The 23,388-nt window shown below is 67.0% G+C and carries 23 protein-coding genes; 8 read left to right on the plus strand and 15 right to left on the minus strand.

What is annotated here, in order from left to right; translation table 11 throughout:
* Positions 1 to 12: 12 nt before the first annotated feature.
* Together KO490_RS15505 and purB are read right to left on the minus strand one after the other, a co-directional pair.
* A complete protein-coding gene (locus KO490_RS15505; RefSeq protein WP_216020329.1) occupies positions 13 to 1,017 on the minus strand; it encodes a FliG C-terminal domain-containing protein in 1,005 nt (334 codons plus the stop codon).
* Positions 1,018 to 1,092: 75 nt separating this feature from the next.
* A complete protein-coding gene (gene purB / locus KO490_RS15510; RefSeq protein WP_216020330.1) occupies positions 1,093 to 2,406 on the minus strand; it encodes an adenylosuccinate lyase in 1,314 nt (437 codons plus the stop codon).
* Between the two features lie 146 nt (positions 2,407 to 2,552).
* Here purB and KO490_RS15515 point away from each other — a divergent pair, with 146 nt between their 5' ends.
* From KO490_RS15515 to KO490_RS15525, 3 genes are read left to right on the plus strand one after another with little or no spacing between them, the layout of a single operon-like run.
* A complete protein-coding gene (locus KO490_RS15515) occupies positions 2,553 to 3,167 on the plus strand; it encodes a hypothetical protein (protein ID WP_216020331.1) in 615 nt (204 codons plus the stop codon).
* A gap of 9 nt (positions 3,168 to 3,176) precedes the next feature.
* Positions 3,177 to 4,202 carry a YihY/virulence factor BrkB family protein gene (locus KO490_RS15520; protein ID WP_216020332.1) on the plus strand — a complete coding sequence of 342 codons (1,026 nt, stop codon included), beginning with the start codon at positions 3,177 to 3,179 and terminating at the stop codon, positions 4,200 to 4,202.
* A 2-nt stretch (positions 4,203 to 4,204) separates the two neighbouring features.
* Complete coding sequence (locus KO490_RS15525) at positions 4,205 to 4,534, plus strand: SMR family transporter (RefSeq protein WP_371822370.1); 330 nt, start codon at positions 4,205 to 4,207, stop codon at positions 4,532 to 4,534.
* Here KO490_RS15525 and KO490_RS15530 read toward each other — a convergent pair.
* From KO490_RS15530 to KO490_RS15565, 8 genes are all read right to left on the minus strand, one after another.
* Positions 4,531 to 6,177: a peptidoglycan -binding protein gene (locus KO490_RS15530; RefSeq protein ID WP_216020334.1), complete on the minus strand. Its 1,647-nt coding sequence runs from the start codon at positions 6,175 to 6,177 to the stop codon at positions 4,531 to 4,533. The two genes, KO490_RS15525 and KO490_RS15530, sit on opposite strands and share 4 nt — an antisense overlap.
* Positions 6,178 to 6,180: 3 nt before the next feature.
* Positions 6,181 to 7,482, minus strand: coding sequence for a biopolymer transporter ExbB (locus KO490_RS15535; RefSeq protein ID WP_368500165.1), 1,302 nt, complete (start codon positions 7,480 to 7,482; stop codon positions 6,181 to 6,183).
* An 84-nt stretch (positions 7,483 to 7,566) separates the two neighbouring features.
* Positions 7,567 to 8,118 carry a gamma-glutamylcyclotransferase gene (locus tag KO490_RS15540; RefSeq protein WP_371822368.1) on the minus strand — a complete coding sequence of 184 codons (552 nt, stop codon included), beginning with the start codon at positions 8,116 to 8,118 and terminating at the stop codon, positions 7,567 to 7,569.
* 410 nt (positions 8,119 to 8,528) lie between these two features.
* Positions 8,529 to 9,452 carry a prephenate/arogenate dehydrogenase family protein gene (locus KO490_RS15545; protein ID WP_216020336.1) on the minus strand — a complete coding sequence of 308 codons (924 nt, stop codon included), beginning with the start codon at positions 9,450 to 9,452 and terminating at the stop codon, positions 8,529 to 8,531.
* Positions 9,449 to 10,537: a histidinol-phosphate transaminase gene (gene hisC, locus KO490_RS15550; protein WP_216020337.1), complete on the minus strand. Its 1,089-nt coding sequence runs from the start codon at positions 10,535 to 10,537 to the stop codon at positions 9,449 to 9,451. Before hisC ends, KO490_RS15545 begins: the two co-directional genes overlap by 4 nt.
* A gap of 95 nt (positions 10,538 to 10,632) precedes the next feature.
* Positions 10,633 to 11,499 carry a calcium-binding protein gene (locus KO490_RS15555; protein WP_252727231.1) on the minus strand — a complete coding sequence of 289 codons (867 nt, stop codon included), beginning with the start codon at positions 11,497 to 11,499 and terminating at the stop codon, positions 10,633 to 10,635.
* 146 nt (positions 11,500 to 11,645) lie between these two features.
* Positions 11,646 to 12,266, minus strand: coding sequence for a 30S ribosomal protein S4 (gene rpsD / locus KO490_RS15560; protein WP_216020338.1), 621 nt, complete (start codon positions 12,264 to 12,266; stop codon positions 11,646 to 11,648).
* A 133-nt stretch (positions 12,267 to 12,399) separates the two neighbouring features.
* Positions 12,400 to 13,527 (minus strand): ROK family transcriptional regulator, encoded by a 1,128-nt coding sequence (locus tag KO490_RS15565; RefSeq protein WP_216020339.1) that lies wholly within the window; start codon positions 13,525 to 13,527, stop codon positions 12,400 to 12,402.
* A gap of 116 nt (positions 13,528 to 13,643) precedes the next feature.
* Between KO490_RS15565 and KO490_RS15570 the strand changes: the two genes are divergently transcribed.
* From KO490_RS15570 to KO490_RS15580, 3 genes are all read left to right on the plus strand, one after another.
* Positions 13,644 to 14,672 carry a sugar ABC transporter substrate-binding protein gene (locus KO490_RS15570; protein WP_216020340.1) on the plus strand — a complete coding sequence of 343 codons (1,029 nt, stop codon included), beginning with the start codon at positions 13,644 to 13,646 and terminating at the stop codon, positions 14,670 to 14,672.
* Between the two features lie 74 nt (positions 14,673 to 14,746).
* Positions 14,747 to 15,802, plus strand: coding sequence for an ABC transporter permease (locus KO490_RS15575; RefSeq protein WP_216020341.1), 1,056 nt, complete (start codon positions 14,747 to 14,749; stop codon positions 15,800 to 15,802).
* On the plus strand, positions 15,799 to 16,572 hold the full coding sequence (locus KO490_RS15580) for an ATP-binding cassette domain-containing protein (protein ID WP_216020342.1): 774 nt from the start codon (positions 15,799 to 15,801) through the stop codon (positions 16,570 to 16,572). Before KO490_RS15575 ends, KO490_RS15580 begins: the two co-directional genes overlap by 4 nt.
* A 38-nt stretch (positions 16,573 to 16,610) precedes the next feature.
* Here the strand turns inward: KO490_RS15580 and KO490_RS15585 are convergent, their stop codons facing one another.
* From KO490_RS15585 to thrS, 4 genes are all read right to left on the minus strand, one after another.
* Entirely contained in the window at positions 16,611 to 17,831 is a 1,221-nt protein-coding gene (locus KO490_RS15585) for a multidrug effflux MFS transporter (protein ID WP_252727232.1), read from the minus strand.
* A gap of 60 nt (positions 17,832 to 17,891) precedes the next feature.
* On the minus strand, positions 17,892 to 18,512 hold the full coding sequence (locus KO490_RS15590) for a DsbA family protein (protein WP_216020343.1): 621 nt from the start codon (positions 18,510 to 18,512) through the stop codon (positions 17,892 to 17,894).
* A gap of 145 nt (positions 18,513 to 18,657) precedes the next feature.
* Positions 18,658 to 18,864: a cold-shock protein gene (locus KO490_RS15595; RefSeq protein ID WP_216020344.1), complete on the minus strand. Its 207-nt coding sequence runs from the start codon at positions 18,862 to 18,864 to the stop codon at positions 18,658 to 18,660.
* 203 nt (positions 18,865 to 19,067) lie between these two features.
* Positions 19,068 to 21,014 carry a threonine--tRNA ligase gene (thrS, locus tag KO490_RS15600; protein ID WP_216020345.1) on the minus strand — a complete coding sequence of 649 codons (1,947 nt, stop codon included), beginning with the start codon at positions 21,012 to 21,014 and terminating at the stop codon, positions 19,068 to 19,070.
* A gap of 169 nt (positions 21,015 to 21,183) precedes the next feature.
* Between thrS and KO490_RS15605 the strand changes: the two genes are divergently transcribed.
* On the plus strand, positions 21,184 to 21,921 hold the full coding sequence (locus KO490_RS15605) for an alpha/beta fold hydrolase (protein ID WP_216020346.1): 738 nt from the start codon (positions 21,184 to 21,186) through the stop codon (positions 21,919 to 21,921).
* Complete coding sequence (locus tag KO490_RS15610) at positions 21,908 to 22,846, plus strand: carboxylesterase (RefSeq protein ID WP_216020347.1); 939 nt, start codon at positions 21,908 to 21,910, stop codon at positions 22,844 to 22,846. Before KO490_RS15605 ends, KO490_RS15610 begins: the two co-directional genes overlap by 14 nt.
* Positions 22,847 to 22,853: 7 nt before the next feature.
* Here the strand turns inward: KO490_RS15610 and KO490_RS15615 are convergent, their stop codons facing one another.
* The gene (locus KO490_RS15615; RefSeq protein ID WP_216020348.1) at positions 22,854 to 23,336 is read right to left on the minus strand and encodes a pyridoxamine 5'-phosphate oxidase family protein; all 483 of its coding nucleotides are present in this window, start codon (positions 23,334 to 23,336) and stop codon (positions 22,854 to 22,856) included.
* Positions 23,337 to 23,388 lie beyond the last annotated feature (52 nt).

Below are 23,388 nucleotides of genomic sequence, written 5' to 3' on the forward strand. Positions count from 1 at the left end.
AAGGCGCGGCGGTCAGGCATCCGCCTCGGGTAATTTCAGCGTGATCTCGGCGCGTTCCTCCAACCTGCGGATGGCGGCGACCACCTCCAGCTTGGCATCCTCGATATCCTTGGGGCGCAGTTTCGGCAGGGCGTCGCGCTCCTCGCGCAGGTTGTCGGCCATGCGTTGCGACAGGTTCGACAGGATGAAGTCGGCGGCTGCCGCGTCGTCTGGCGCGGTGGATGCCATGGCTCGCAGCAGGGCAGCCTGATCGACCTCTCGGGTCAGGCGGGCGACGTCGCGGGGTTCCAGCCGTTCGGGAACATGACCGAAGATGAAGATCGCCTTGCGCACCCCTTCGGCGAAATCGGCATCGCGCTGGTCCAGCCCGTCCAGCACGTCGTCGCGCAGATCCGAGGTGGCGAAGTTCAGGATCGCGCCCATCCGGTCCGCCGCGGGCGTGGGGATCGCGGGACGGGGCAGATCCTCGACCGCGCGCAGCAGCACGAGGCCCACGCGGCGCAGCGCATCGGGCGTCACCTCGCCCGTCAGCGCCATGGCCTGGGCCACGGAATGCGCCCGGTCGCGCGACAGGCTGGCGAACACCTCGGATGCGCGGGGCACGGGCAGCTTGGACAGCATCAGCGCGATCAGTTCGACCGATTCGCCCGAGGCGATCCTGCACAGCTGTTCGGCGGGCAGGGTCGCGATGCGGGCCCAGGGGTCGCCCCGGCCCGATATCGCCGCGTTCCGACGCAGCCTGTCGCTGCTGTCGGCCGATATGCGTTCACCGAAAATGGCAAGCGTGCCGTCCAGATCGCCCGGAAAGGTCAGCCCCACCGCTTCCAGCCGATCGCAGAATTCCTGGATGACGGCATCGCGGGTGGGGCGGTCGATCACCTCCATCCCGGCCATCTCCTCGGCCAGCAGGGTCTGGGCGTCGGTGTTCAACCGGTCCAGCCCCGCCGCCTGGTCGTCGTCCAGAAGCAGCCGCACGATCACGGCCGCCTTCTGGCGCTGCGTCAATCCCATCTGCATGTCGCTGCCCCCGCAAGCAATCTGTCGGGGGCAGCATCGCAGCATATGGTTGACGAAACCCTTACGCGAAAGCGATCAGAGGGGGTCGTTCTCGAACACGCGGGCGAAGATCGTGTCCACATGCTTGGTGTGATAGCCGAGATCGAACTTCTCCTCGATCTCCGCGGGGGACAGGGCGGCGGTCACTTCGCCGTCGGCCAGCAGCTCTTCCTTGAAGTCCTTGCCCTGTTCCCAGACCTTCATCGCGTTGCGCTGCACCAGGCGATACGCATCCTCGCGCGAGACGCCGGCCTGCGTCAGCGCCAGCAGCACGCGCTGCGACATGACCAGGCCCTTGAACTTGTTCATGTTGGCCAGCATCGTCTCGGGATAGACGACCAGCTTTTCCACGACGCCCGCAAGGCGGTTCAGCGCGAAATCCAGCGTGATGGTCGCATCGGGCGCGATGCCGCGTTCGACGCTGGAATGGCTGATGTCGCGTTCATGCCACAGGGTGACGTTCTCCATCGCGGGGATCACGGCCATGCGCACCAGGCGCGCCAGGCCGGTCAGGTTCTCGGTCAGGACGGGGTTGCGCTTGTGCGGCATCGCGCTGGAACCCTTCTGGCCGGGGCTGAAGAACTCCTCGGCCTCGAGAACCTCGGTGCGCTGCATGTGGCGGATCTCGGTCGCGACGTTCTCGATGCTGCTGGCGATCACGCCGAGCGTGGCGAAGAACATCGCGTGGCGGTCGCGCGGGATGACCTGCGTGCTGATCGGTTCGGGGCGCAGGCCCAGCTTGGCGCAGACATGATCCTCGACCGCGGGGTCGATATTGGCAAAGGTGCCGACGGCGCCGCTGATCGCGCCGGTCGCGACCTCGTCGCGGGCGCGTTCCAGGCGCGCCTTGCCGCGCGCCATCTCGGCATAGAAGCGGGCGAAGGTCAGGCCCATCGTGGTCGGTTCGGCATGGATGCCGTGGCTGCGACCGATGCGGACGGTGTCCTTGTGTTCGTAGGCGCGTTTCTTCAGCGCGGCCAGAACGCGGTCCATGTCAGCCAGCAGGATGTCGGCGGCGCGGACCAGCTGGACGTTCAGCGTGGTGTCCAGCACGTCGCTGCTGGTCATGCCCTGGTGGACGAAGCGGGCCTGATCGCTGCCGACATGTTCGGCCAGATGCGTCAGGAAGGCGATCACGTCATGCTTGGTGACGGCCTCGATCTCGTCGATGCGGGCGACGTCGAATTCGACATCCTTGGCCTTCCACACGGCATCCGCGTTCTCGCGCGGGATAACGCCCAGATCCGCCTGGGCGTCGCAGGCATGGGCCTCGATCTCGTACCAGATGCGGAACTTGGTCTCGGGGGACCAGATGGCGACCATTTCGGGGCGGGCGTAACGCGGGATCATGGCGGGCTCCTTTCGCTTGGTGCGGGGCATAGCGGGGCAGGGCCTCGGGGGCAAGTTTCCTTGAACTCCTCCTGTGCGATGGCGGAACATTCGGGCGATCTGGCGGGTTTGCCCCCCAAGCAAGCATGACGAAGCGGAGAGTGATCATGGCCCAATACCCACGCGACATCCCGACGGGGCGTTCCGGAAAACCGGCGGGGCCGATTCCCGGCATCCGCGACGAACGCGCCTTTCGCGGCGGCCAGGCCGCAGTCTGGGGCGGCGTCGCATTGGGCGTGGCTGGGCTGACGGCGGCCACGATCATGTCGGTCCGCCGCCTGACCGAACGCCCCGAAACGCGGGCGGATACACCAACGCGCCACGACACCACCCCGTCCGAACCGGTGCTGGCGCCCGGTTTCGCCGAACTGACCGCCGAGGAACGCGAGGCCATCCGCCAGCGCGTGCGCGAACAGGCGCGCGAGGATTACGCCGCCGCCGCCCGCGAACGGGTCGAGGCCAGCGCCAAGCGGAACAAGCGCCGCAAATCCAATACCGCCAAGGATCTGACCAAGACCGCGACCGAGCTGACCGCCAGCCTGACGGGCGTCGCGACCGCCGTCGCCGCCGCATCCAAGGCGTTTCGCAGCGTTTCGGGCGAAGCGCCGGGGATCATGGGGGAATTCGTGGCCGCGGCCGATCAGCTTCGCAGCATGCTGAACGGCAGCCCCAACGCCCAGGCGGGTCAAAACCCGGATGACCGCGACACGCGCCGGCTGTAATACGGACGCATGAGCGGAACCGAAAACAAAAATCCCGGCATAGTCGCGGCCCTTCTGGGCCCCTTGGACGACGACACCCGTCGCAATTACGGCCTCGACACGTCCAGACCGATCGAGAGCAGCGCCCCCGCGGGCCGTCCCGCAAGGATGCGCGATCTGGGCCCCGGCGATCTGTGGAGCATTATCCGCGCGACGGTGGCCTCGATCGGCGAGGACCGCGTCAGCTCGGTCGCGGGGGGCGTCACCTTCTTCGGCCTGCTGTCGTTGTTCCCCGCCATCACCGCATTCGTGTCGCTCTATGGGCTGTTGTCCGATCCAGCGGGCATCGAGGGTCAGATGGACCTGCTGGACGATCTGCTGCCCGCCAGCGCGCTGGAAATCATCCGGGGCCAGGTCGTGGCCATCGCCTCGGCCCCCACCAGTGCGCTGTCGGTCGCGGGCCTTCTGGCGCTGCTGATCGCCTTCTGGTCCGCGAATGGCGGGATGAAGGCGCTTCTGTCGGCGCTGAACGTCGCCGTCATGCAGGGCGAGACGCGCGGCTTCGTCCGCCTGAACCTGGTGGCGATGACCTTCACCCTGGGCGGGCTGCTGATGATCGCGCTGATGCTGGTCGTGATCGCCGTCGTTCCGGCGGCGCTGCAATTGCTGCCGGTCGGCTGGGGCGCCGAGACGCTGATCACCTACAGCCGTTGGCCCATCATGTTCGCGGTGCTGATCATGGGTCTGGCCGCGATCTATCGCTGGGGTCCGGCGGTTCCCGACAGCCGCTGGCGCTGGATTTCGCCCGGCGCGATCATGGCGGCGGTGGGGCTGGTGGTCATCTCGATGCTGTTCAGCTGGTATGCCGCCAATTTCGCGAACTACAACGAGACCTACGGATCGCTCGGGGCGGTGATTGCGCTGATGATCTGGCTGTGGCTGAATGCGACGATCGTGCTGGTGGGCGCCGAACTGAACGCCGAGGTGGAACGCCATCTGAAGCGCAAGGCCGGCATCCCTGCCAACCGCCCCGTCCGGAAAAGGAAGGACGAATGAGCCTGCCCTATCTCGCGCTTGGCGCGGCCATCGTCCTGGAGGTGATCGGAACCTCGCTTCTGCAGAAATCCGAGCAGTTCAGCCGCATCCTGCCGACAATGGGAATGGCCGTCTGCTATCTGATCAGCTTCTACTTGCTGTCGGTCAGCCTGAAGGTGCTGCCCCTGGGCGTGGCCTATGCCATCTGGAGCGCGCTTGGCGTGGCGCTGGTCGCGATGATCGGGCTGCTGGTCTTCGGGCAACGCCTGGATCTGCCCGCGATCCTAGGCTTGGGCCTGATCGTCGCGGGGGTGATCGTGATCAACCTCTTCTCGAAGACCGTCGGGCATTAACGCTCGGTCAGCTTCAGCTCGATCCTGCGGTTGAGCGCGCGGTTCTCGGGGCTGTCATCGGGCGCGACGGGGCGGGTATCGGCAAAGCCGGTGGCGGCCAACCGGTTCGCCGGAAAGCCCAGATCGTCGGTCAGGAAGCGCACGACGGCCAGGGCGCGCGCCTGGCTCAATTCCCAGTTGTCGCGATAACGCCCGCTGCCCGACAAGGGGCGGCTGTCGGTATGACCGTCGACCCGGATGATCCAGTCGATCTCGGGGGGGATGTCGTCCGAAATCTCGTTCAGCAGGTCGGCCACGCCCGCGATCTGGTCGCGTCCTGCGGCGGACAGAGTGGCCTCGCCCGTGCCGAACAGCACCTCGGACTGGAAGACGAAGCGGTCGCCCACGACCTTGACCTCGTCGCGGCCCGACAGGATCTGGGACAGCCGACCGAAGAATTCGGACCGATAGCGGGCCAGATCGGCGGCCTCTTCCTCGGCGGCGGCGCGGGCCTCTTCCTCCAGCGCAAGGCGACGGCGCGTTTCCTCGGCGGCGCGAACCAGCGCGGCGTTCAGTTGCTGGCCCAGATCCTCGACCCGCAGCTCGGCCTCGTCCTGATCCTGGGCGGCGGTTTCCAGAAGCGCCTGAAGCGATCCCAGTTGCGCCGTCAACTGAGAGACCTGTTCGTTCAGCAGCGCGACGCGGCGCTGGCTGTCCTCGGCCAGCCCCTCCTGTTCGGACAGGGCGCTGCGGGCGGTGGCCAGAAGTGCCGCCTGGCGTTCGGCCTCGGACAGGTTTTCGGCGGCAGCCTGCTGCGCCTCGTCCCGGGCGGCGCGGGCGGCGGCCAGCAGGGTCAGCGTCTCCTCGGCCTCGGCGCGGCGTTCCTCCAGTGCCAGGGTCATGGCGGTCAGCTCGGCATCGGACTGCTCCAACCGCTCGCGCAGAAGGCGGGCGGCCTCGGCTTCGGCCAGCCGCTGCGCCTCGGCATCGGACAGCTGTTCCTCGGTCTGCGCAAGCGCGGCCTCGCGGGCGCCGACCTGGCTGCGCAGATCCTCGACCAGGGCGCGCAGGGCGTCGGTGCGGGCCGCGGCCAGTCGCGCGGCCTCGGTCTCGGCATCTGTTTCGGCGCGGGCGGCGGCGATGGCCAGCTCGGCGGCAGAGGCGCGGTCCTGCGCCTGTTCCAGCTGGCCCGACAATCGGTCGATCCGGCCCTGATCCTGCAGGCGCGATGCCAGCAGCGTCGCGACCTCGGCCTCGAAATCGGTCAGGCGGCTCTCAGCCTCGGCCAACTTCTCGCGGTCGGCACTCAGCTGGTTGTTCAGCCGCGTGATGCGGGCGGCGCGGGCGCGGGCCTCGGCCTCGGCCTCTTCGGCGCGGGACCGGGCGGTCCGCAGCTGGTCGTCCAACTCGGCCTCTCGTTCCTCGGACGCCCCGAGCGCGGCCCCGAGCGCGCTGACCCGGTCGCCCAGTTCGGCCAGCTGCTGTTCCTGGTCGGCCAACTGGCTGCCCTGCGTGTCGATCTGTTCGCGCAGGACCGACTGCACGACCATGAAGATCGTCAGCACGAACATCAGCACCATCAGAAGCGCCGTCATCGCATCCACGAAGCCCGGCCAGATCGAGGCCGAGAAGCGCTGCGCCGAGGAACCGCGTGTCGGGCGCATGGCTCAGCCCCGATCCTGCGCGGTCAGCGGATCGGCGGGCAGCAGGTCGTCGCGGAACGGATCGCCGAAGCGGGCGGCCCTGACCGCGCGGGTCAGCACCAGGATGTCCGATCGCAGTTCCGCCACGACCTCGTCGCGGCCCTCGTTCATCTCGTCCACCAGGCGCTGGATGCCGGTCTCGATCCGGTCCCAGTCGGTCGCGGGCTTCGGGGCGCGTGCCTCGGCCAGCAGGGCGTCCTGTCCGGTGGCGATGCGTTCCAGCGCCTGTGCCAGCCGGTCGCCATCCATGCCGTCCTTGCGCTCGATCAGCTGCTCGATCGCCTGCGCCATGACGACAACGCGTTCGTCGGCCATCAGCGCGGTCTCGTCGCGGATCTGGTCGCGTTCGGATTGCCAGCCCTGCAGCCGGTCCATCTGGCGCGACATCTGGTCCAGCAGCCCGCCGATCGCGGCCTCGTCCGCGGCATCGCCCTGACCGATGCGCGTGAAGCTGGACATCCACTCTTCCAGCTCTCGGTAGAAGCGGTTCTGCCCATGCGTGACGAACAGTTCCAGCAGCCCCACGACCAGCGATCCCGCAAGGCCCAGAAGCGAGGACGAGAATGCCGTCGCCATCCCGCCCAGCTGCGCCTCGAGGCCGGTCATCAGCTTGTCGAAGACCTCGATCCCGGATTCGCCATCCTGCGGGGCCAGCGCGCGGATCGTATCGACCACTGCGGGCACGGTCGTAGCAAGCCCGTAGAACGTCCCCAGAAGCCCGAGGAAGATCAGCAGGTTCGACAGGTATCGCGTGATGTCGCGCAGCTCGTCGATGCGAGTTGCCACGGAATCCAGGATCGAACGTGCCGACCCGGTCGAGATCGCGTCGCCGACCGGACCGCGCGTGCCCAGAAGCGCCGCAAGCGGTGCCAGAAGGCGCGGGGCCTGGCCCACGGGTTCGACCTGACCGCCGCTGCGCTTGGCGGCGAAACCCTCGATCCAGCTGACGGAACGGGTCAGCTGCGCCAACTGCCAGAAGCAGGCCAGCACGCCGGTCGCGAAGACCACGACGATCACGCCGTTCAGCCAGCGATTCGCCATGAAGATGGGCAGGATGCGGCCATAGGCCAGCCATGCGCCCGCCAGCACCAGCGCCAGAACCGACAGCATCAGCAGGATCTGGCGGACCGGCTGGGAAAAGCGCGGCTGCACGGCGCCGGCCATCACGGCCTGATCGCGCGTGGCCGACAGCCTGCGGGCCGACAGCGTCTGTCGCGTCGGTGCGGATTGCGCCTCGGCGCGCGGATCGTTGGTCGGATCGCTCACTGGAAATCCCTGTCCCTGCGCTTGTTTGCACCAAGTCTAGGGCGCGGGGGGTTCCTTGCCAAGCGCCGTGGTCGGGCGACCCGTTCAGCCGCCCCCTGCGCGTTCGCGGATCAGGCGCACGGCATCGGACAATTCGTCCAGATGCGGGTCCGGCAGGCCGATCTGGGTCAGATGCGCCGCGGTGTTGAACAGGTAATCGGCATTCGGGCCGCGGCCGCCATGGGCGGCGGCGATGATCCGGGCCTGTTCCTCGGAAGTCAGGCCACCCGCGTATTGCCAGTGATCGCGCTTCATCACATAGGCCAGCGCCTCGACCCGGCGACCGTCTTCCAGCGTCAGCGGCAGCAGCGTCTCGTGATAGGCGTCGGTGACCAGCTCGCGCGCGCGCAGATCGGCCAGCACGGCGTCGTGATCCGCAGGCGCGACCCGCAGCGCCACGCCGGACACGGTCGCCCGGTCGTCCGGGTCGAGGCCCAGCACCAGCCCGGGGCGATCCTCGGTCCCGCGATGTTCGACCGATCGCAGGCAGAAGCGCCGCGCGAACCCCGTCAGGCGGGCGCGCACGGTTTCCGCGGGCGTGAAGCCCGGATTCCAGATGAGCGAGCCGTATCCGAAGACCCACTCGATCCTTTGCAAAATTCTCTCGTCCATGGCGTATGAAACTAGGTCAGGTCGCGACCGGATGAAAGGGATGGCGAACATGTGGACGGGTCTGGCCGCGATCGTCCTGCTGGGCGGCACGCCCGACCGGCCTGCGCAGCGCGGGGCCTGAGTTGCGGATGGGCGATGCGCAGGCGCGACTGATGGCCGTCGATGCAGATGGTGGGCTGGCCGCGATCCACACCGCCGATGCGGATGCGTTACTGGATCAGGCTGCGGCGCTGGGTCTGACCGGCGGCACGGTGCGGATGCTTCTGTCGGCGGGGTTGCGCAGTATCGCGGGCGGCGATTTTCCCGATGCACGGGGCGACCAGATCCGCGTGCCGCTGGGCTTTGCCGAGGGGCGCGCCACCCTCGGCGGCGTGCCCCTCGGCCCCGGTGCTGCGTTAGGTCCGGGGGCCGGTTCCGCGCCCGAAATCGGGGGCGGCGGTGTCCTGTCCGGCCTCGATGATGCCGCGACGGATCGCGCGGGTGCGGCTAAAATAATCGAACAGCTGCTGCCCGTCGCCCATGCGGATCGCGCGTTGCAGGACGAACAGCTCCTCGGTGAAGCGGCCCAGGATGTCGAGCGTGGCTTCCTTGTTGTGCAGGAACACGTCGCGCCACATCGTCGGGTCGCTGGCGGCGATCCGGGTGAAGTCGCGGAAGCCGGCGGCGGAATACTGGATCACCTCCTCGCCCGAAACGCGCTGCAGGTGATCGGCGACGCCCACCATCGTATAGGCGATCAAGTGCGGTGCATGGCTGGTCACGGCCAACACGAGGTCGTGGTGACCCGGTTCCATCACGTCGGTCTTGGCACCGATCCCGGCCAGGCAGCGGTTCAGCCGATCCAGCGCATCCGCATCCGTGTCGGGCAGGGGGGTCAGCAGCCACCAGCGGTTCTGGAACAGCGTCGCAAAGCCCGCGCGGGGGCCCGAATGCTCGGTCCCGGCCAGGGGGTGGCCGGGGATGAAATGCGTCCCCTCGGGCAAGTGCGGCTGCACGGCGTCGATCACGGATTGCTTGACCGAACCCACATCGGTGACGGTCGCCCCCGGCGCCAGATGGGGCCCGATCTCGGCCATGACGGGGCCCATCGCACCGACCGGCACGCAGAGCACCACGAGGTCGGCGCCCGCAACCGCCTCGACTGCGCTGTCGCAGATGCGGTCGCACAGGCCGATCTCTCGGGCGGTGTCGCGGGTTTCGGCGCTGCGGGCATAGCCCGTCACCTCGGCGGCAAGGCCCGCCTCGCGCAGGGCCAGCGACATGGAGCCTGCGATCAGCCCCAGCCCGATCAGGGCCACGCGGTCGTAGATCACGCTCATGTCCGGCGACCTTGGATGAAGCTGCCCAGCACGTCCAGCACGCGGGTCACGCCGTCCTCGTCGCCCACGGTGATGCGCAGCGCGTCGGGCAGGCCATAGCCGCCGACGCGGCGGACCAGGATGCCCGCATCGCGCAGGGCGGCATCGGCGGCCTCGGCTTCGGCCGGGTCCGCAAAGCGTGCCAGCACGAAATTCGCGAAGCTTTCGTCGCAGGCGATGCCCATCTGGACCAGCGACTGGCGCATCCGGTCGCGCATCCGGTCGTTCAGATCGGCGCAATGCGCGGTGAAGGCCGTGTCGCGGATCGCAGCCTCGGCTGCGGCCATCTGGGGCTGGGACAGGTTGAACGGCTGACGCAGGCGGTTCAGCACGTCGATGATCTCGCGCGCGGCATAGCCCCAGCCGATGCGCAGCCCGCCCAGCCCGTGGATCTTCGAGAAGGTGCGCGTCATGACCACGTTCGGGAAACGGTCCACAAGAGATGCGCCTCCGTCGAAGCCGCCCGCGAATTCGGTATAGGCCCCGTCATGGACGAAGACGACATGCGGGGGCAGGCCGGATGCCAGGCGATCCAGTTCGTCCGCACTCAGCATCGTGCCGGTGGGATTGGCGGGATTCGCCACGAAGACGATCCGGGTGCGTTCGGTGACGGCGGCCAGGATCGCGTCCACGTCGATGCGGCGGTCATTTTCCGGCACGGTCACGGGCGTCGCGCCGACCATGCGCGCCAGGATCGGATACATCGAAAAGCCGTGCTCGGTCGTGATGATCTGGTCGCCATGGCCCGCGAAGGCATGGGTGACGAATTGCAGCACCTCGTCAGAGCCCACGCCGCAGATGATGCGGTCGGGATCAAGGCCGTGAACCTCGGCGATGGCCCGGCGCAGGGGGGCGTGGTCGGTCGCCGGATAGCGGTGCAGATCGCCCGATGCGGCGCGGAACGCCTCTTGCGCCGCGGGGCTGCAGCCGAGCGGGTTCTCGTTCGAGGACAGCTTCAGGACATCCTCATGCCCCGCCAGCCTGCTTTCGCCGCTGACATAGAGAGCGATATCCATGATGCCGGGCTTGGGTGCGATCTGGGTCATTGCTACCTTCCTTTGTCCGCCCGTTTAGTCATCGCGGCGCGGCATGGAAAGGGGGCAGTTCGGGGGCCGCAGCCCCCGAGACGTCGCAAGCCTGGTCAGACGAACTGGAAGTCGGACCCGTCCAGCGCGTCGATCCCGATGCCCGTCAGCGTCACGCTGTTCGCGCCGAAGCGGATCACCGTGTCGTCGCCCTGCATGGTCATGCGGATGTCGTCCATGTCGTCGAAGGGTCCGGTCAGCCGGATACGGTCCGAACCATCGGTGAAATCCGTGATCCGGTCATGCCCCGAGCCGCGCCCGAAGACGAAGACGTCCGGGCCCATTCCGCCCGCCAGGATGTCGCGCCCGGTTCCGCCGATCAGAACGTCCGCACCCTGGTTGCCGTTCAGGATGTCATTGCCCCCGCCACCCGCCAGACGGTCGTTCCCGATCCCGCCATGCAGACGATCGGCGCCGTTGCCACCCGCAAGCGTGTCCCGGCCCATTCCGCCGAACAGCCTGTCATTGCCCTGATTGCCCCAGAGGATGTCGGCCCCCGTGCCGCCGCGGACCACATCCGCGCCACGGCCGCCCGACAGGCGGTCGTTTCCGCCGAAGCCGTCCATCACGTCGTTGCCGCCATATCCGTTCACGCGGTCCGCCCCGCGCGCGCCGGTGATGCGATCGGCACCCGACATGATGAAACGCCAGAAGGGCTCGAAATTGCCGGTCTCGATGAAGGCGTCGTCGCGCAGTTCCGCCGGGAAGGCCCCGGTCCAGATGTTGAAATCGTCGATATCGAAGATCGGGTCGCCGTCGCGTCCCATCGAGAAGCCCGACAGCCGGTCATAGCCCGGACTGTCGAACTCGATGCGGTATCCGTCCCCGAGCGACAGGTATTCCTCGCCCGGGCCCCACCGAATGTCGTCGAAATCCGTGGCAGCCGTCATGTCGAACGACTGGAACAAGTTGATTCTGGCCATGATCCTGCGCATCCCCGCTGTTGCATGCCGTGCAGGTTAGACAGATGGCCGGATCGCACCATGTCCGTAATGCGGACAAATAGATGCAAATGGAAAGGGCCGCCCCCAACGGGACGGCCCTTCATTGTCGGGATATCCGGCGAAGATCAGTTCTTCGCGTAGAATTCGACGACCAGGTTCGGTTCCATCTGCACCGCGTAGGGCACGTCGCCCAGGGCCGGGGTGCGAACGAAGGTCGCGGTCATCTTGTTGTGGTCCACTTCGATATAGTCCGGGACGTCACGCTCGGGCAGGGCGACGGCTTCCAGCACGAAGGCCAGCTGGCGCGAGCGCTCGCGAACGGTGATGACGTCGCCTTCCTTCACGCGGTAGGACGGGATGTTGACGCGCTGGCCGTTCACCTCGACATGGCCGTGGTTCACGAACTGGCGTGCGGCGAAGATGGTCGCGACGAACTTGGCGCGGTAGACGACGGCGTCCAGGCGACGCTCGAGCAGGCCGATCAGGTTTTCGCTGGTGTCGCCCTTGATGCGTTCGGCTTCCGCATAGATGCGGCGGAACTGCTTCTCGGTCAGGTCGCCGTAGTGACCCTTCAGCTTCTGCTTGGCGCGCAGCTGGGTACCGAAGTCCGACAGCTTGTTCTTGCGGCGCTGACCGTGCTGGCCCGGGCCGTATTCGCGACGGTTGACCGGCGACTTGGCGCGGCCCCAGATGTTTTCGCCCATGCGGCGGTCGATCTTGTACTTGGCAGACGTGCGTTTGGTCACGGCTGATCTCCTTCTTCAGGTTTCGAAGGGCGTTGTCCTCTGGCCACGATCGGAACCGGGGCCTGACAGGGTTCCCCTCGCGGGGTCCACCAACACCAATGAACGGGCCGCTTACAGCCACGGGGGGCGTGCGTCAAGCGCATTCCCCGGGGCCGGGCACCCCGCCCGGCAGAAAGTTCCGCGCCAGGGGCAGGCCCGCCGCGCCCAGGATGCGCGCCGAGCGCCCGAGGCTGCCTTCGATCACCCTGGGGCGGTCGATGCCCGCGCCGGGAATGCGCGCCAGCGCCTCGCGCATGGACCGTGCCAGCAGGCTGCGCGTGGCGGGTGGCACGGCCCCGTCCAGCACGACCAGCCCCAGATCGGCGACGGCTACGGTGGACATGGCCGCATGGGCCAGCGCCCGACCGGCATCCGCCGCCCATTCACGCTCGATCTCGGGGGGGATGTTCCAGCCGGTATCGTCCGGGGGCAGGGGGCCGCCGATCATCCGTTCCAGGGTCGAGACCGAGGCATGGTCCAGCACCTGCCCGCCGCCGGGCATGGGCATGGATCCGATGGCGCCCGCGTTCCGCGTGGGTCCGTGACGCAGTGCGCCGTCCAGCACCAGTCCACCGCCCGCGAAATGCGCGACATAGAGGTGCAGGAAGTCGCGCGGCAGATCATGCGCGCCGAAGATCAGCTCGGCCCCGCAGGCGGTCGTGGCGTCGTTCTCCAGCATCACCGGAAAGGGCAGATCGACCTGCAATTCGCCGGCCAGATCGAATTGCAGCCAACCGCGCATCTCCTCGCCCCAGTCCCACAGGCGATAGGGGGTGGCGATGCCCACGCCGCTGATCCGCGCCCGCTGCGCGGCATTCAGCGAATTGCACAGCGTCGCCAGCCCGTCGCGGGCAAAGCCGATCAGCCGGCGCGGTTCGGGATGGGTATGGACCATCTGGCGGTGCATCCGCACATTGCCCGCGAAATCGACCAATGCCAGTTCGGCCAGCCTGCGCCCGATCTTGAACCCCAGGAAAAACGCCGCATTGTCCGCCAGCGACAGGGGCGTAGATGGTTGGCCCACCTTGCCGCGCACGACCTCGTTCTCGGTCAGGTAGCCCGCATGGACCAGTTTGCGCGACAGGTTCCCCACCGCCTGCGCCGAGACGCCCATCATCTGCGCCAGGCGCGCGCGGGGCAGCGGCCCGTGGCGGCGGATCAGCAGCAGGATATGCCTCTCGTTCCGGCTGAGCCCGCCGGTTTCCTCGGACTTGACTGGCATGCGGGCTCCTCTTCCCCCGGCTATTAATCAATAGGCTTGATTTATTGACAAGCACTTTTCGATGGTGCTTCCTTCAGGGAAGGCGGCCGAGGAACCGCCTTTGGAGGAGAGATAACGTGACCCAGAAAACCATTCTGCGCGCATCCGCCGCGCTGTCCGCGCTTGTCCTGTCGGCGGGCCTTGCCCAGGCCCAGGATACGACCAAAGCCTGCCTGATCACCAAGACCGACATCAATCCGTTCTTCGTCAAGATGAAGGAGGGCGCGACCGCCAAGGCCCAGGAGCTGGGCATCGAGCTGATGACCTTCGCGGGCAAGATCGACGGCGATCACGAAACCCAGCAGCAGGCCGTGGAAAGCTGCATGGCGGCCGGCGCCAAGGGCATCCTGATCACCGCATCCGATACCAAGGCCATCACCGACAGCCTGGGCCAGGCGCGCGAGGCGGGGATGCTGGTCATCGCGCTGGATACCCCGCTGGACCCGATCGAGGCCGCCGACGCAACCTTCGCCACCGACAACCGCGAAGCCGGACGCCTGATCGGCGCATGGGCCGCGGGCCAGATGGGCGATGCCGCCGCCGATGCCCGGATCGCGATGCTGGACCTGTCGGAACGCGGCGCATCGGTCGATGTGCTGCGCGATCAGGGTTTCCTCGAGGGCTTCGGCATCGATGTCGCGGACGAGAACGTCATCGGCGATGAAACCGACGAGCGCATCGTGGGCAATGAGATCACTTCGGGCAACGAGGAAGGCGGCCGTCAGGCGATGGAGGCGCTGATGCAGCGCGATCCGGGCATCAACCTCGTCTATACCATCAACGAACCCGCCGCTGCCGGTGCCTACGAGGCGCTGAAATCCTTCGGCAAGGAAGGCGACGTGATGATCGTGTCGATCGATGGCGGCTGTCCGGGCGTCCAGAACGTGCAGGAAGGCGTGATCGGGGCCACGGCGCAGCAATACCCGCTGCTGATGGCGTCGATGGGCGTCGAGGCCATCGCGGCCTTCGCCGAGGACGGCACCATGCCCGAGACCTCGGAGGGGCTGAACTTCACCAATACCGGCGTGAACCTCGTGACGGACCAACCCGTCGAGGGCGTGGAATCGATCGGCGTCGAGGAAGGTCTCGACCGCTGCTGGGGCTGATCCCGCGGCCCATGTCCTGAACCGGGATGGCGGCGACGACCCCGCCATCCCCCGCAAGTTCCACGGAGACGTCGATGTCCGACACCCCCGATCCCGTGGTCGAGAGCAACGCCAACGACAGCGTCGCGACCTTCGACCGCCGCCACCGCAGCCCGCTGGACCGGATGCAGCATTTCCTGCATCAATATCCGACGATGGTCCCGATCATCGTGCTGGTGCTGTCGCTGATCGCCTTCGGGCTGATCTCTCCCAATTTCTTCTCGGCCTTCAACCTGTCGCTGATCCTGCAGCAGGTGGCCGTCGTGGGCACGCTTGCCGCCGCGCAATCGCTGGTCATCCTGACCGCCGGGATCGACCTGTCGGTGGGTGCCGTCATGGTGCTGATCTCGGTCGTGATGGGGCAGCTGGCCGTCAATTTCGGCGTTCCGGTGCCGCTGGCGATCCTGGCGGGCCTGATCTGCGGCGCGGCCACGGGCGGGCTGAACGGCCTGCTGGTCACCCGGCTGAAGCTGCCGCCCTTCATCACCACGCTGGGGACCTGGAACATCTTCCTGGCCCTGAACTACTACATCTCGGGGCGCGAGACGATCCGAAGCCAGACGCTGGACGCCGATGCCCCGCTGCTGAAGTTCTTCGGCGAACGCTTCACCGTGGGCGGCGCGGTGCTGACCTATGGCGTGATCCTGATGCTGGTCGTCTTCGCCGTCCTCTACTACGCGCTCTATCGCACGGCATGGGGCAGGCGGGTCTACGCGGTGGGCGACGATCCCGAATCCGCGGCGCTTGCGGGCATCCAGACGCGGCAGGTGCTGATGTCGATCTATGTCGTGGCGGGCGTGATCTGCGCGCTGGCGGCCTGGTCGTCCATCGGGCGCGTGGGCTCGATCAGTCCGACCTCGTTCTTCGAGGCGAACCTCGAATCCATCACCGCCGTGGTGATCGGCGGGATCTCTCTGTTCGGCGGGCGGGGGTCGATCCTGGGGCCGCTGATCGGGGCGCTGATCGTGGGCGTCTTCAATTCCGGGCTGCGGCTGGCGGGCGTGGATGTCCTGTGGCAGCTGTTTGCGACCGGCTGGCTGATCATCCTTGCCGTCGCCATCGACCAATGGATCAGAAAGGTGTCGTCATGACCGATCCCATCCTGTCCGCACGGGGCCTCGTGAAACGCTATGGCCGGGTCACCGCCATGGACGGCGCCGATTTCGACCTTTTCCCCGGAGAGATCCTGGCCGTGATCGGCGACAACGGGGCGGGCAAGTCCAGCCTGATCAAGGCGCTGTCGGGCGCGGTCCGCCCCGATGAAGGCGAGATCCGGCTGGGCGGCAAGAAGATCAACTTCTCGAGCCCCCTGGACGCGCGCAATGCCGGGATCGAGACCGTCTATCAGACGCTGGCGCTGTCGCCCGCGCTGTCGATTTCCGACAACATGTTCATGGGCCGCGAAATCCGCAAGCCGGGCGTCATGGGCAAATGGTTCAGGATGCTGGACAAGCAGGCGATGGACGATTTCGCCCGCAGGAAACTGTCCGAGCTGGGGTTGATGACCATCCAGAACATCGGCCAGCCGGTGGAAACGCTGTCGGGCGGCCAGCGTCAGGGCGTGGCCGTGGCCCGCGCCGCGGCCTTCGGCAGCCGGGTGATCATCCTTGACGAACCCACCGCCGCGCTTGGCGTGAAAGAGAGCCGGCGCGTGCTGGACATGATCCAGGACGTGCGGTCGCGCGGGATCCCGATCGTGCTGATCAGCCACAACATGCCCCATGTCTTCGAGGTGGCGGATCGCATCCATATCCACCGGCTGGGCCGCAGGCTGTGCACCATCGACCCCAAGGAACATTCGATGTCGGATGCCGTGGCCTACATGACCGGCGCGCGGGTGCCGGACGGCGTGGCCGCCTGAAACGCGAAGGGGGCCGTTCGCGGCCCCCCTTTGTCCCGTCAGTCCTGCAGCTTGCGCATCAGGAACCAGGCAAGGCCGGAACAGATCAGCGTCGAGGTGATCGCCGGCACCGCCGTCCCGTCATAGAGCAGCCCGACCGGGATCGCGATCACGACCGCCGCCAGGGTCGAGATCGCCGCGATGATCGACGCGGCCATCCCCGCGATATGCCCCATATGCTGCAATGCCAACGCGTTCAGGTTCCCGAACGTCACGCCCGCCATGAAGAACACGCTGACCGCCCAAAAGAAGAACACCGGAAAGGCCAGCGCCTGCGGCAGCACGCCCGTCAGCATCAGGATCAGCGTGACCGAGGACACGACCGTCTGCATGATATAGGCCCATTTCGCGATGCGCCGCATGCCGAAGCGGATCACGAAGGTCGCGTTCAGCACCGTCCCCGACCCGGACAGCAGCGCCATGGCGGCGAACCACAGGTGGAAATGTTCGCCCTTGCCATAGGTCTGCCCGAACAGCTGCTGCGCGGATGACAGAAGCCCGAACATCTGCGCGAAGCCAAGCGTCAGCACCACGGTCGCCAGCATCACCTGGCGGTTCGACAGGACCTCTCGGGCGGCGGCGGCAAGCGTGGTCATGCGCAGGGGACGGCGGCGTTCGGGGGGCAGCGTCTCGGCCTGGCGCAGGTTCAGCCAGGTCGCACCAATGCCTGCGAAGCCCAGGAAGGCAAGGAACACGCCCTTCCAGCCCGCGACCGCGATGATCGCCGCGCCAAGCGTCGGTGCGATGGCCGGGATCATGATGAAGATCATCATCACGAAGCTGGTGATCCGCGCCATCTCTCGACCGTCATAGAGATCGCGCACCAGCGCCAGCCCCACGATGCGCGGCCCCGAGGCCCCGACCCCCTGCACGAAACGTGCAGCCAGCAGCAGTTCCAGCGAATTGGCATAAAGCGCCGCGATGGCCCCCACGGAATAGATCGCGAAGCCGATCGTGATGGTCCGCTTGCGCCCGAGCGCATCCGAGATCGGCCCCGCGAACAGCGTGCCCGACCCCATCCCCGCCATGAAGGATGTCAGGATCAGCTGGGCGCGGTTGACGTTGTCGGGGGTCAGCTGGGCCGCGATGTCCGGCAGGGCGGGCAGCATCGCATCGATTGAAAAGGCGATGCTGGCAAAGAGAAAGGCCAGCATCGCGATGAATTCGGGCAAGGGCAGCCGCCGTTGCGGCACCACGCCCGGAGCGGCGATGTCTGTCATGGGATCCACCTGTCGGTTACCCCGTCCAGATAGGCCGTTATTGCACAGTCTGCAAGAGATTCAGCCCTTGGCCGCGATCTCGTCGATGACGTCCTGCCACAGCTTCGCGGGCTGGGCGCCGGTCACGGCATGGGCATCGGCCACGATGAAGGTCGGGCAGACGGTGATGCCGCGTTCCCGTGCATGCAGTTCGCGGGTGGTGATCTCGTCGCGATCGGCATCGCTTGCCAGAAGACGCAGGGTCACGTCGCGGTCCATGCCTGCCGCCGCCGCGATATCGGCAAGCTGGTCGTGATCGGCGATGTCGCGGGCTTCTTGCCAATGGGCGCGCATCAGGCCCGACATCACGCGCGACTGCGCCTGTTCCAGTCCCGCCCAATGCATCAGGCGATGCGCATCCATCGTATTGGGTTCGCGCGGCGCCGGGTTCAGGGTCAGCCCCATGGCGGCGGATTGTTCGACCAGCAGGCGCATGGCCTCGGCCCCGTCGGCGCCCATCGTGGCCTTCAGATGCGCGATGCGGTCGACGCCCTCGGGCGCGATCTGGGGGTTGAGGCGAAAGGGGTGCCAGGTGACCGCGAAGGGATGGTCGGGGCGGCTTTCCAGCGCGCGATCCAGTTCCAGCTTGGCGATCAGGCTCCAGGGGCAGACCGGGTCCGCGAAGATGTCGAGACGGGTCATGGCGGGTCCTTGCGATGGGCGGCTCTGCCGACATGCCGCCCCTGCCGGGGCCGCGCGGCGGAAGCGGTGGCGATTTCGAAGCACCCCTTCTGCCAAAGAAAAACGGCCCGCGCAAACGGGCCGTTCAGGTGTCGATCCGAACCCCTTAGAGGAGGCGCAGATCCGAAGCCGAGTCACGGCCGTCGCGGCCCGACTGCAGCTCGTAGCCGATCTTCTGGTTGTCCTGCAGGCCCGTCAGCCCGGCGCGTTCCACGGCCGAGATGTGGACGAACACGTCCTTGCCACCCTCGTCGGGTGCAATGAAACCATAACCTTTGGTGGCGTTGAACCACTTAACCGTTCCGGTCGCCATAACCGTATCTCCTTCAAGTCATCCCGGCGCAGGATTGCCCCAGGCCGTGCAGCCCGCTTTCGGTCTTCCGGCTGCCCAAGAAGGGAGGCGGTAGAAAGTCTTCGCTCACGCAACTGCGAGAATGACCGAATCAGATGAAAACGCAAGCGGGTTTTGGCACGCTTGCGCAGGGGTGTCACATAGCTGTCGCCCCGTCTCCGGGATCACCGCAGATCGGGTGCGGTGGCCTCGGATTCCAGCTGTTCCAGCACCTCGTCCAGGCTCAGCGTGCGGCTGCCCTGCTGGTCCAGGCGGCGGATCGACACGCTGCGCGTCTCGACCTCCTTCATGCCGATTGCCAGAATTGCGGGCACCTTGGCGACGGAATGTTCACGGACCTTGTAGTTGATCTTCTCGTTCCGGGTATCGGCCTCGGCGCGGATGCCGCGGGCCTGCAGGGCGGCCACCACCTCGTGGACGTAATCGTCGGCATCCGACACGATCGAGGCGACGACGACCTGGCGCGGGGCCAGCCAGAAGGGCAGCTTGCCGGCGCTGTTCTCGATCAGGATGCCGATGAAACGCTCGAAGCTGCCCAGAACCGCGCGGTGCAGCATGATCGGGCGATGCTTGTGCCCGTCCTGGCCTACATATTCCGCGTCCAGACGTTCGGGCAGGTTCGGATCGACCTGCAGCGTCCCGCATTGCCAGTCGCGGCCGATGGCGTCGGTCAGTACGAATTCCAGCTTGGGCCCGTAGAAGGCGCCTTCGCCGGGGAAGATCGTGAAGTCGTAGCCCGCGGCCTGGCAGGCATTGCCCAATGCGGCCTCGACCCGGTCCCAGCTTTCATCCGTACCGATGCGCTTCTCGGGGCGCGTGGACAGCTTGATCCGCCAGCCCGTGAAGCCCAGATCGGCATAGATCCCGGCCAGGAATTCGATGAACTTCTTGGTCTCGGCCTCGATCTGATCCTCGGTGCAGAAGATATGCGCGTCGTCCTGCGTGAAGCCGCGCACCCGCATGATCCCGTGCAGCGCGCCCGAGGGTTCGTAGCGGTTGCAGGACCCGAATTCGGCCATGCGCAGCGGCAGGTCGCGATAGGATTTCAGGCCGTGGTTGAAGATCTGCACGTGGCAGGGGCAGTTCATCGGCTTGAGCGCGTTGACCGTCTTGGTCCGCGCGTGATCCTCGTCGACCTCGACGATGAACATGTTCTCCTGGTAATTCTCCCAGTGGCCGGATTCCTCCCACAGCTTGCGGCTGACGACCTGGGGGGTGTTCACCTCGACATAGCCGTCGGCGCGCTGCTTGCGGCGCATGTAATCCTGCAGCGTGGTATAGATGTTCCAGCCGTTCGGGTGCCAGAAGATCTGGCCCGGGGCCTCTTCCTGCATGTGGAACAGGTCCATCTCGCGGCCCAGCTTGCGGTGGTCGCGCTTGGCGGCCTCCTCCAGCATGTGAAGATGCGCCTTGAGGTCGTCCTTGTTGCGGAAGGCCACGCCATAGATGCGCTGCAGCATCGGGCGCGTCGCATCGCCCAGCCAGTAGGCGCCGGCGATATGGGTCAGCTTGAAGGCGTCGGCGGGCAGTTGGCCGGTGTTCTGCAGATGCGGGCCGCGGCACAGGTCCTGCCAGTCGCCATGCCAATACATCCGCAGGTCCTGATCCTCGGGAATGCGGTCGATCAGCTCGATCTTGAAGGGCTCGTTCGCGGCCTTGTAATGGGCGACGGCGCGGGCACGGTCCCAGACCTCGGTGCGGACGGGTTCGCGGGCGGCGATGATCTGCTTCATCTTCGCCTCGATCTGGCCCAGATCCTCGGGGGTGAAGGGTTCGGCCCGGTCGAAATCGTAGAACCAGCCATGGTCGCGGACCGGCCCGATGGTGACCTTCACGTCCGGCCAGATCTCCTGCACGGCGCGGGCCATGACATGGGCGAAATCGTGGCGGATCAGTTCCAGCGCCTGTTCTTCGTCCTTGAGGGTGTGGATCGCGATCGCGCCGCTTGCGGTGATCGGCCAGGCCAGGTCGATATGCTTGCCATCGAGGCTGGCGCTGATCGCGCGCTTGGCCAGGCTGGGGGCGATGCTTTCGGCCACCTGCGCGGCGGTCACGCCTGCGTCGTAGTCGCGCGAATTGCCATCGGGAAAGGTGAGGGAGATCTGGGACATTGCGTCCTCCTCGTCGGTTTGGCGCCCACGGAACGCCCGGTTGCGGGTTATGTCGGGCGCAAGCCATGGCGCGCGACCGCCGGGCTGTCAAGTCGAAGGGCGGTTCCCAGCCCATCGACGATGCCCTATCACCATGTAAACGCAACCGATCCGACAGGAAGGGCCCGCCATGAGCCGCAGCATCGAGACCGCCACCGGACGCCGCATCGCCTATCACCAGACCGGGGGGACGGGGCCGGGCGTCGTGTTCCTGGGCGGGTTCATGTCCGACATGGGCGGGACCAAGGCGCTGCATCTGCAGCAATGGGCCGAACGCACGGGGCGCGCCTTCCTGCGCTTCGATTACAGCGGTCACGGCGACAGCGGCGGGATGTTCGAGGATGGCTGCATCGGCGACTGGGCCGAGGATGCCCGCGCCGTGATCGAGACGCTGACCGACGGGCCGCAGGTGCTGGTCGGATCGTCCATGGGCGGCTGGATCGGCCTGCTGATCGCGCGCGCCATGCCGCAGCGGGTGGCGGGGATGGTGACCATCGCCGCCGCACCCGATTTCACCGAGCGGGGCTTCTGGGCGGGGATGGACGATGCGACCCGCGAGCGGTTGATGCGCGACGGCGTCGTGCGCCGCCCGAGCGATTACGACGCGCCCTATCCCATCACGCGCCGCCTGATCGAGGATGGGCGCGACCACCTGATCATGGACCGCGCGCTGGATCTGCCCTTCCCGGTCAGGATGCTGCAGGGCACGGCGGATGCGGATGTGCCGATGCAATGGGCGCTGGACCTGCTGGATCATGCGCGCGGCGACGACATCCGCCTGACGCTGGTCAAGGGTGCGGATCACCGCTTCTCGTCCGAGCCATGCCTGCGGCTGACGGTCGAGGCGATCGAAGATGTTCTGGGCTAGGCTGTTCGCCGCGCTGATCGTCGCGGCGGCGATCTGGACCGTCTGGCCGCGTCATCCCGGACCGGCGCCCCTGGTCGATCTGCCCGACGATCTGCGGGCATGGCTGGCCACGCGCGAAGACGGGATCGCGGCGCAGGTCGCGGCCCGGCTGCAATGGGCGGGCGAACCCGGTGCGCGCACGGATATCGCGCTTGTCTATCTGCACGGCTTCTCGGCCTCGCCCATGGAACTGCGCCCGCTGCCCGAGGACGTGGCGCGGGCCGTCGGGGCGAACTTGTTCGTCACCCGGCTGGCCGGTCACGGGCAGGGCGGCGATGCGCTGGCAGGGGCGACCGCCCGCGACTGGTGGCGCGACACTGCCCAAGCGATCGCCGTGGGTCGCAGGCTGGGGCGCAAGGTCGTGGTGATCGGCACATCGACCGGGGCGACGCTGGCGGATCTGGCCGCGCGGGACCGGGGACTGGGATCGCAGATCGACGGGCTCGTATTCATCTCGGCCAATTACGGGGTCCGGTCGCGCGCTGCGCGGATGCTGGACCTGCCCTTCGTGCGCCATTGGCTGCCCTTGGTCGCGGGTCGCGAAAGATGCTTTGAGACGCTGTCGGATGCCCATGCACAGGGCTGGACCAGCTGCTATCCGGTGCGGGCGCTGATGCCGCTGGCACGGGTGATGCAATGGTCGCGGGCCGCCAAGGGGCAGGGGATGCAGCCGACCCTGTTCATCTGGTCGGATGGCGACCGTGTCGTTGATCCGCGGGCCATCGAGAAACGCGCCGCCGAATGGCGCGGGCCTGTCGCGATGCATCGCGTAGAGATGAGAGAGGGGGACGATCCCTCGGGCCATGTTCTGGCGGGGGATGCGCTGTCGCCCGGCCAGACGGCCGGGCTGACGGAGATCGTGGCGGATTGGATCCGCGGGCTGTGATCCGCCCTTAGAAGGTCAGCGCGAAATGCTTGCCGACATTCGGCGTCTCGCCCGTCACCTTGGCCTTGGCGATGTGATACATGAAGGCGAGGCTGCCTTCCGTCGTCCAGACCTCGGCCTCGGTCAGGTCCATGCGGACCAGTTGTGCGTCGGGATCCTTCTCGCCCTTGTCGAACCAGGCCGAGGCGACACCGCCCATCAGCTCTTCCAGCTTGGCGCGGTCGTCGGTCAACGACAGGCGGCCATGGCAGCGCGTATAGATGCCTTCGCCGCCATCCGAGACGACATGCACGCCGGGCTTCGATCCGGTGGCAAGATCCTTGGCAAGTTCGGTATCGCGGGCCGTGATGAACCACAGGACGCGCTGTTCGCGGTCGGCGTAATGCGACATGGGGATCAGGCGGGCCTCGCCCGTGGTGCCCAGCATCCCGCTGCGCACATCGTCGAGACGTTTCCAGAACTTGTCGGCATTGTCGTGCTGTTCGGTCATCGGTGTTCCTTTCCGTCGCATGTTGCGATCTTCGGAAAGGAGAACGGCCCCC

This window comes from Paracoccus sp. C2R09 (genome assembly GCF_018860625.1).
Taxonomy (GTDB): domain Bacteria; phylum Pseudomonadota; class Alphaproteobacteria; order Rhodobacterales; family Rhodobacteraceae; genus Paracoccus.

Excerpts from the sequence above, each read along its gene's own strand:
- KO490_RS15520 (WP_216020332.1), top strand. The coding sequence starts at position 3,177 with ATGAGCGGAACCGAAAACAAAAATCCCGGCATAGTCGCGGCCCTTCTG.
- KO490_RS15575 (WP_216020341.1), top strand. The coding sequence starts at position 14,747 with ATGTCCGACACCCCCGATCCCGTGGTCGAGAGCAACGCCAACGACAGC.
- KO490_RS15580 (WP_216020342.1), top strand. The coding sequence starts at position 15,799 with ATGACCGATCCCATCCTGTCCGCACGGGGCCTCGTGAAACGCTATGGC.
- hisC (WP_216020337.1), bottom strand. The coding sequence starts at position 10,537 with ATGACCCAGATCGCACCCAAGCCCGGCATCATGGATATCGCTCTCTAT.
- KO490_RS15605 (WP_216020346.1), top strand. The coding sequence starts at position 21,184 with ATGAGCCGCAGCATCGAGACCGCCACCGGACGCCGCATCGCCTATCAC.
- KO490_RS15565 (WP_216020339.1), bottom strand. The coding sequence starts at position 13,527 with ATGCCAGTCAAGTCCGAGGAAACCGGCGGGCTCAGCCGGAACGAGAGG.
- KO490_RS15530 (WP_216020334.1), bottom strand. The coding sequence starts at position 6,177 with ATGCGCCCGACACGCGGTTCCTCGGCGCAGCGCTTCTCGGCCTCGATC.
- KO490_RS15515 (WP_216020331.1), top strand. The coding sequence starts at position 2,553 with ATGGCCCAATACCCACGCGACATCCCGACGGGGCGTTCCGGAAAACCG.
- KO490_RS15595 (WP_216020344.1), bottom strand. The coding sequence starts at position 18,864 with ATGGCGACCGGAACGGTTAAGTGGTTCAACGCCACCAAAGGTTATGGT.
- purB (WP_216020330.1), bottom strand. The coding sequence starts at position 2,406 with ATGATCCCGCGTTACGCCCGCCCCGAAATGGTCGCCATCTGGTCCCCC.
- KO490_RS15585 (WP_252727232.1), bottom strand. The coding sequence starts at position 17,831 with ATGACAGACATCGCCGCTCCGGGCGTGGTGCCGCAACGGCGGCTGCCC.
- thrS (WP_216020345.1), bottom strand. The coding sequence starts at position 21,014 with ATGTCCCAGATCTCCCTCACCTTTCCCGATGGCAATTCGCGCGACTAC.
- KO490_RS15615 (WP_216020348.1), bottom strand. The coding sequence starts at position 23,336 with ATGACCGAACAGCACGACAATGCCGACAAGTTCTGGAAACGTCTCGAC.
- KO490_RS15505 (WP_216020329.1), bottom strand. The coding sequence starts at position 1,017 with ATGCAGATGGGATTGACGCAGCGCCAGAAGGCGGCCGTGATCGTGCGG.
- KO490_RS15590 (WP_216020343.1), bottom strand. The coding sequence starts at position 18,512 with ATGACCCGTCTCGACATCTTCGCGGACCCGGTCTGCCCCTGGAGCCTG.
- KO490_RS15545 (WP_216020336.1), bottom strand. The coding sequence starts at position 9,452 with ATGAGCGTGATCTACGACCGCGTGGCCCTGATCGGGCTGGGGCTGATC.
- KO490_RS15610 (WP_216020347.1), top strand. The coding sequence starts at position 21,908 with ATGTTCTGGGCTAGGCTGTTCGCCGCGCTGATCGTCGCGGCGGCGATC.
- KO490_RS15555 (WP_252727231.1), bottom strand. The coding sequence starts at position 11,499 with ATGGCCAGAATCAACTTGTTCCAGTCGTTCGACATGACGGCTGCCACG.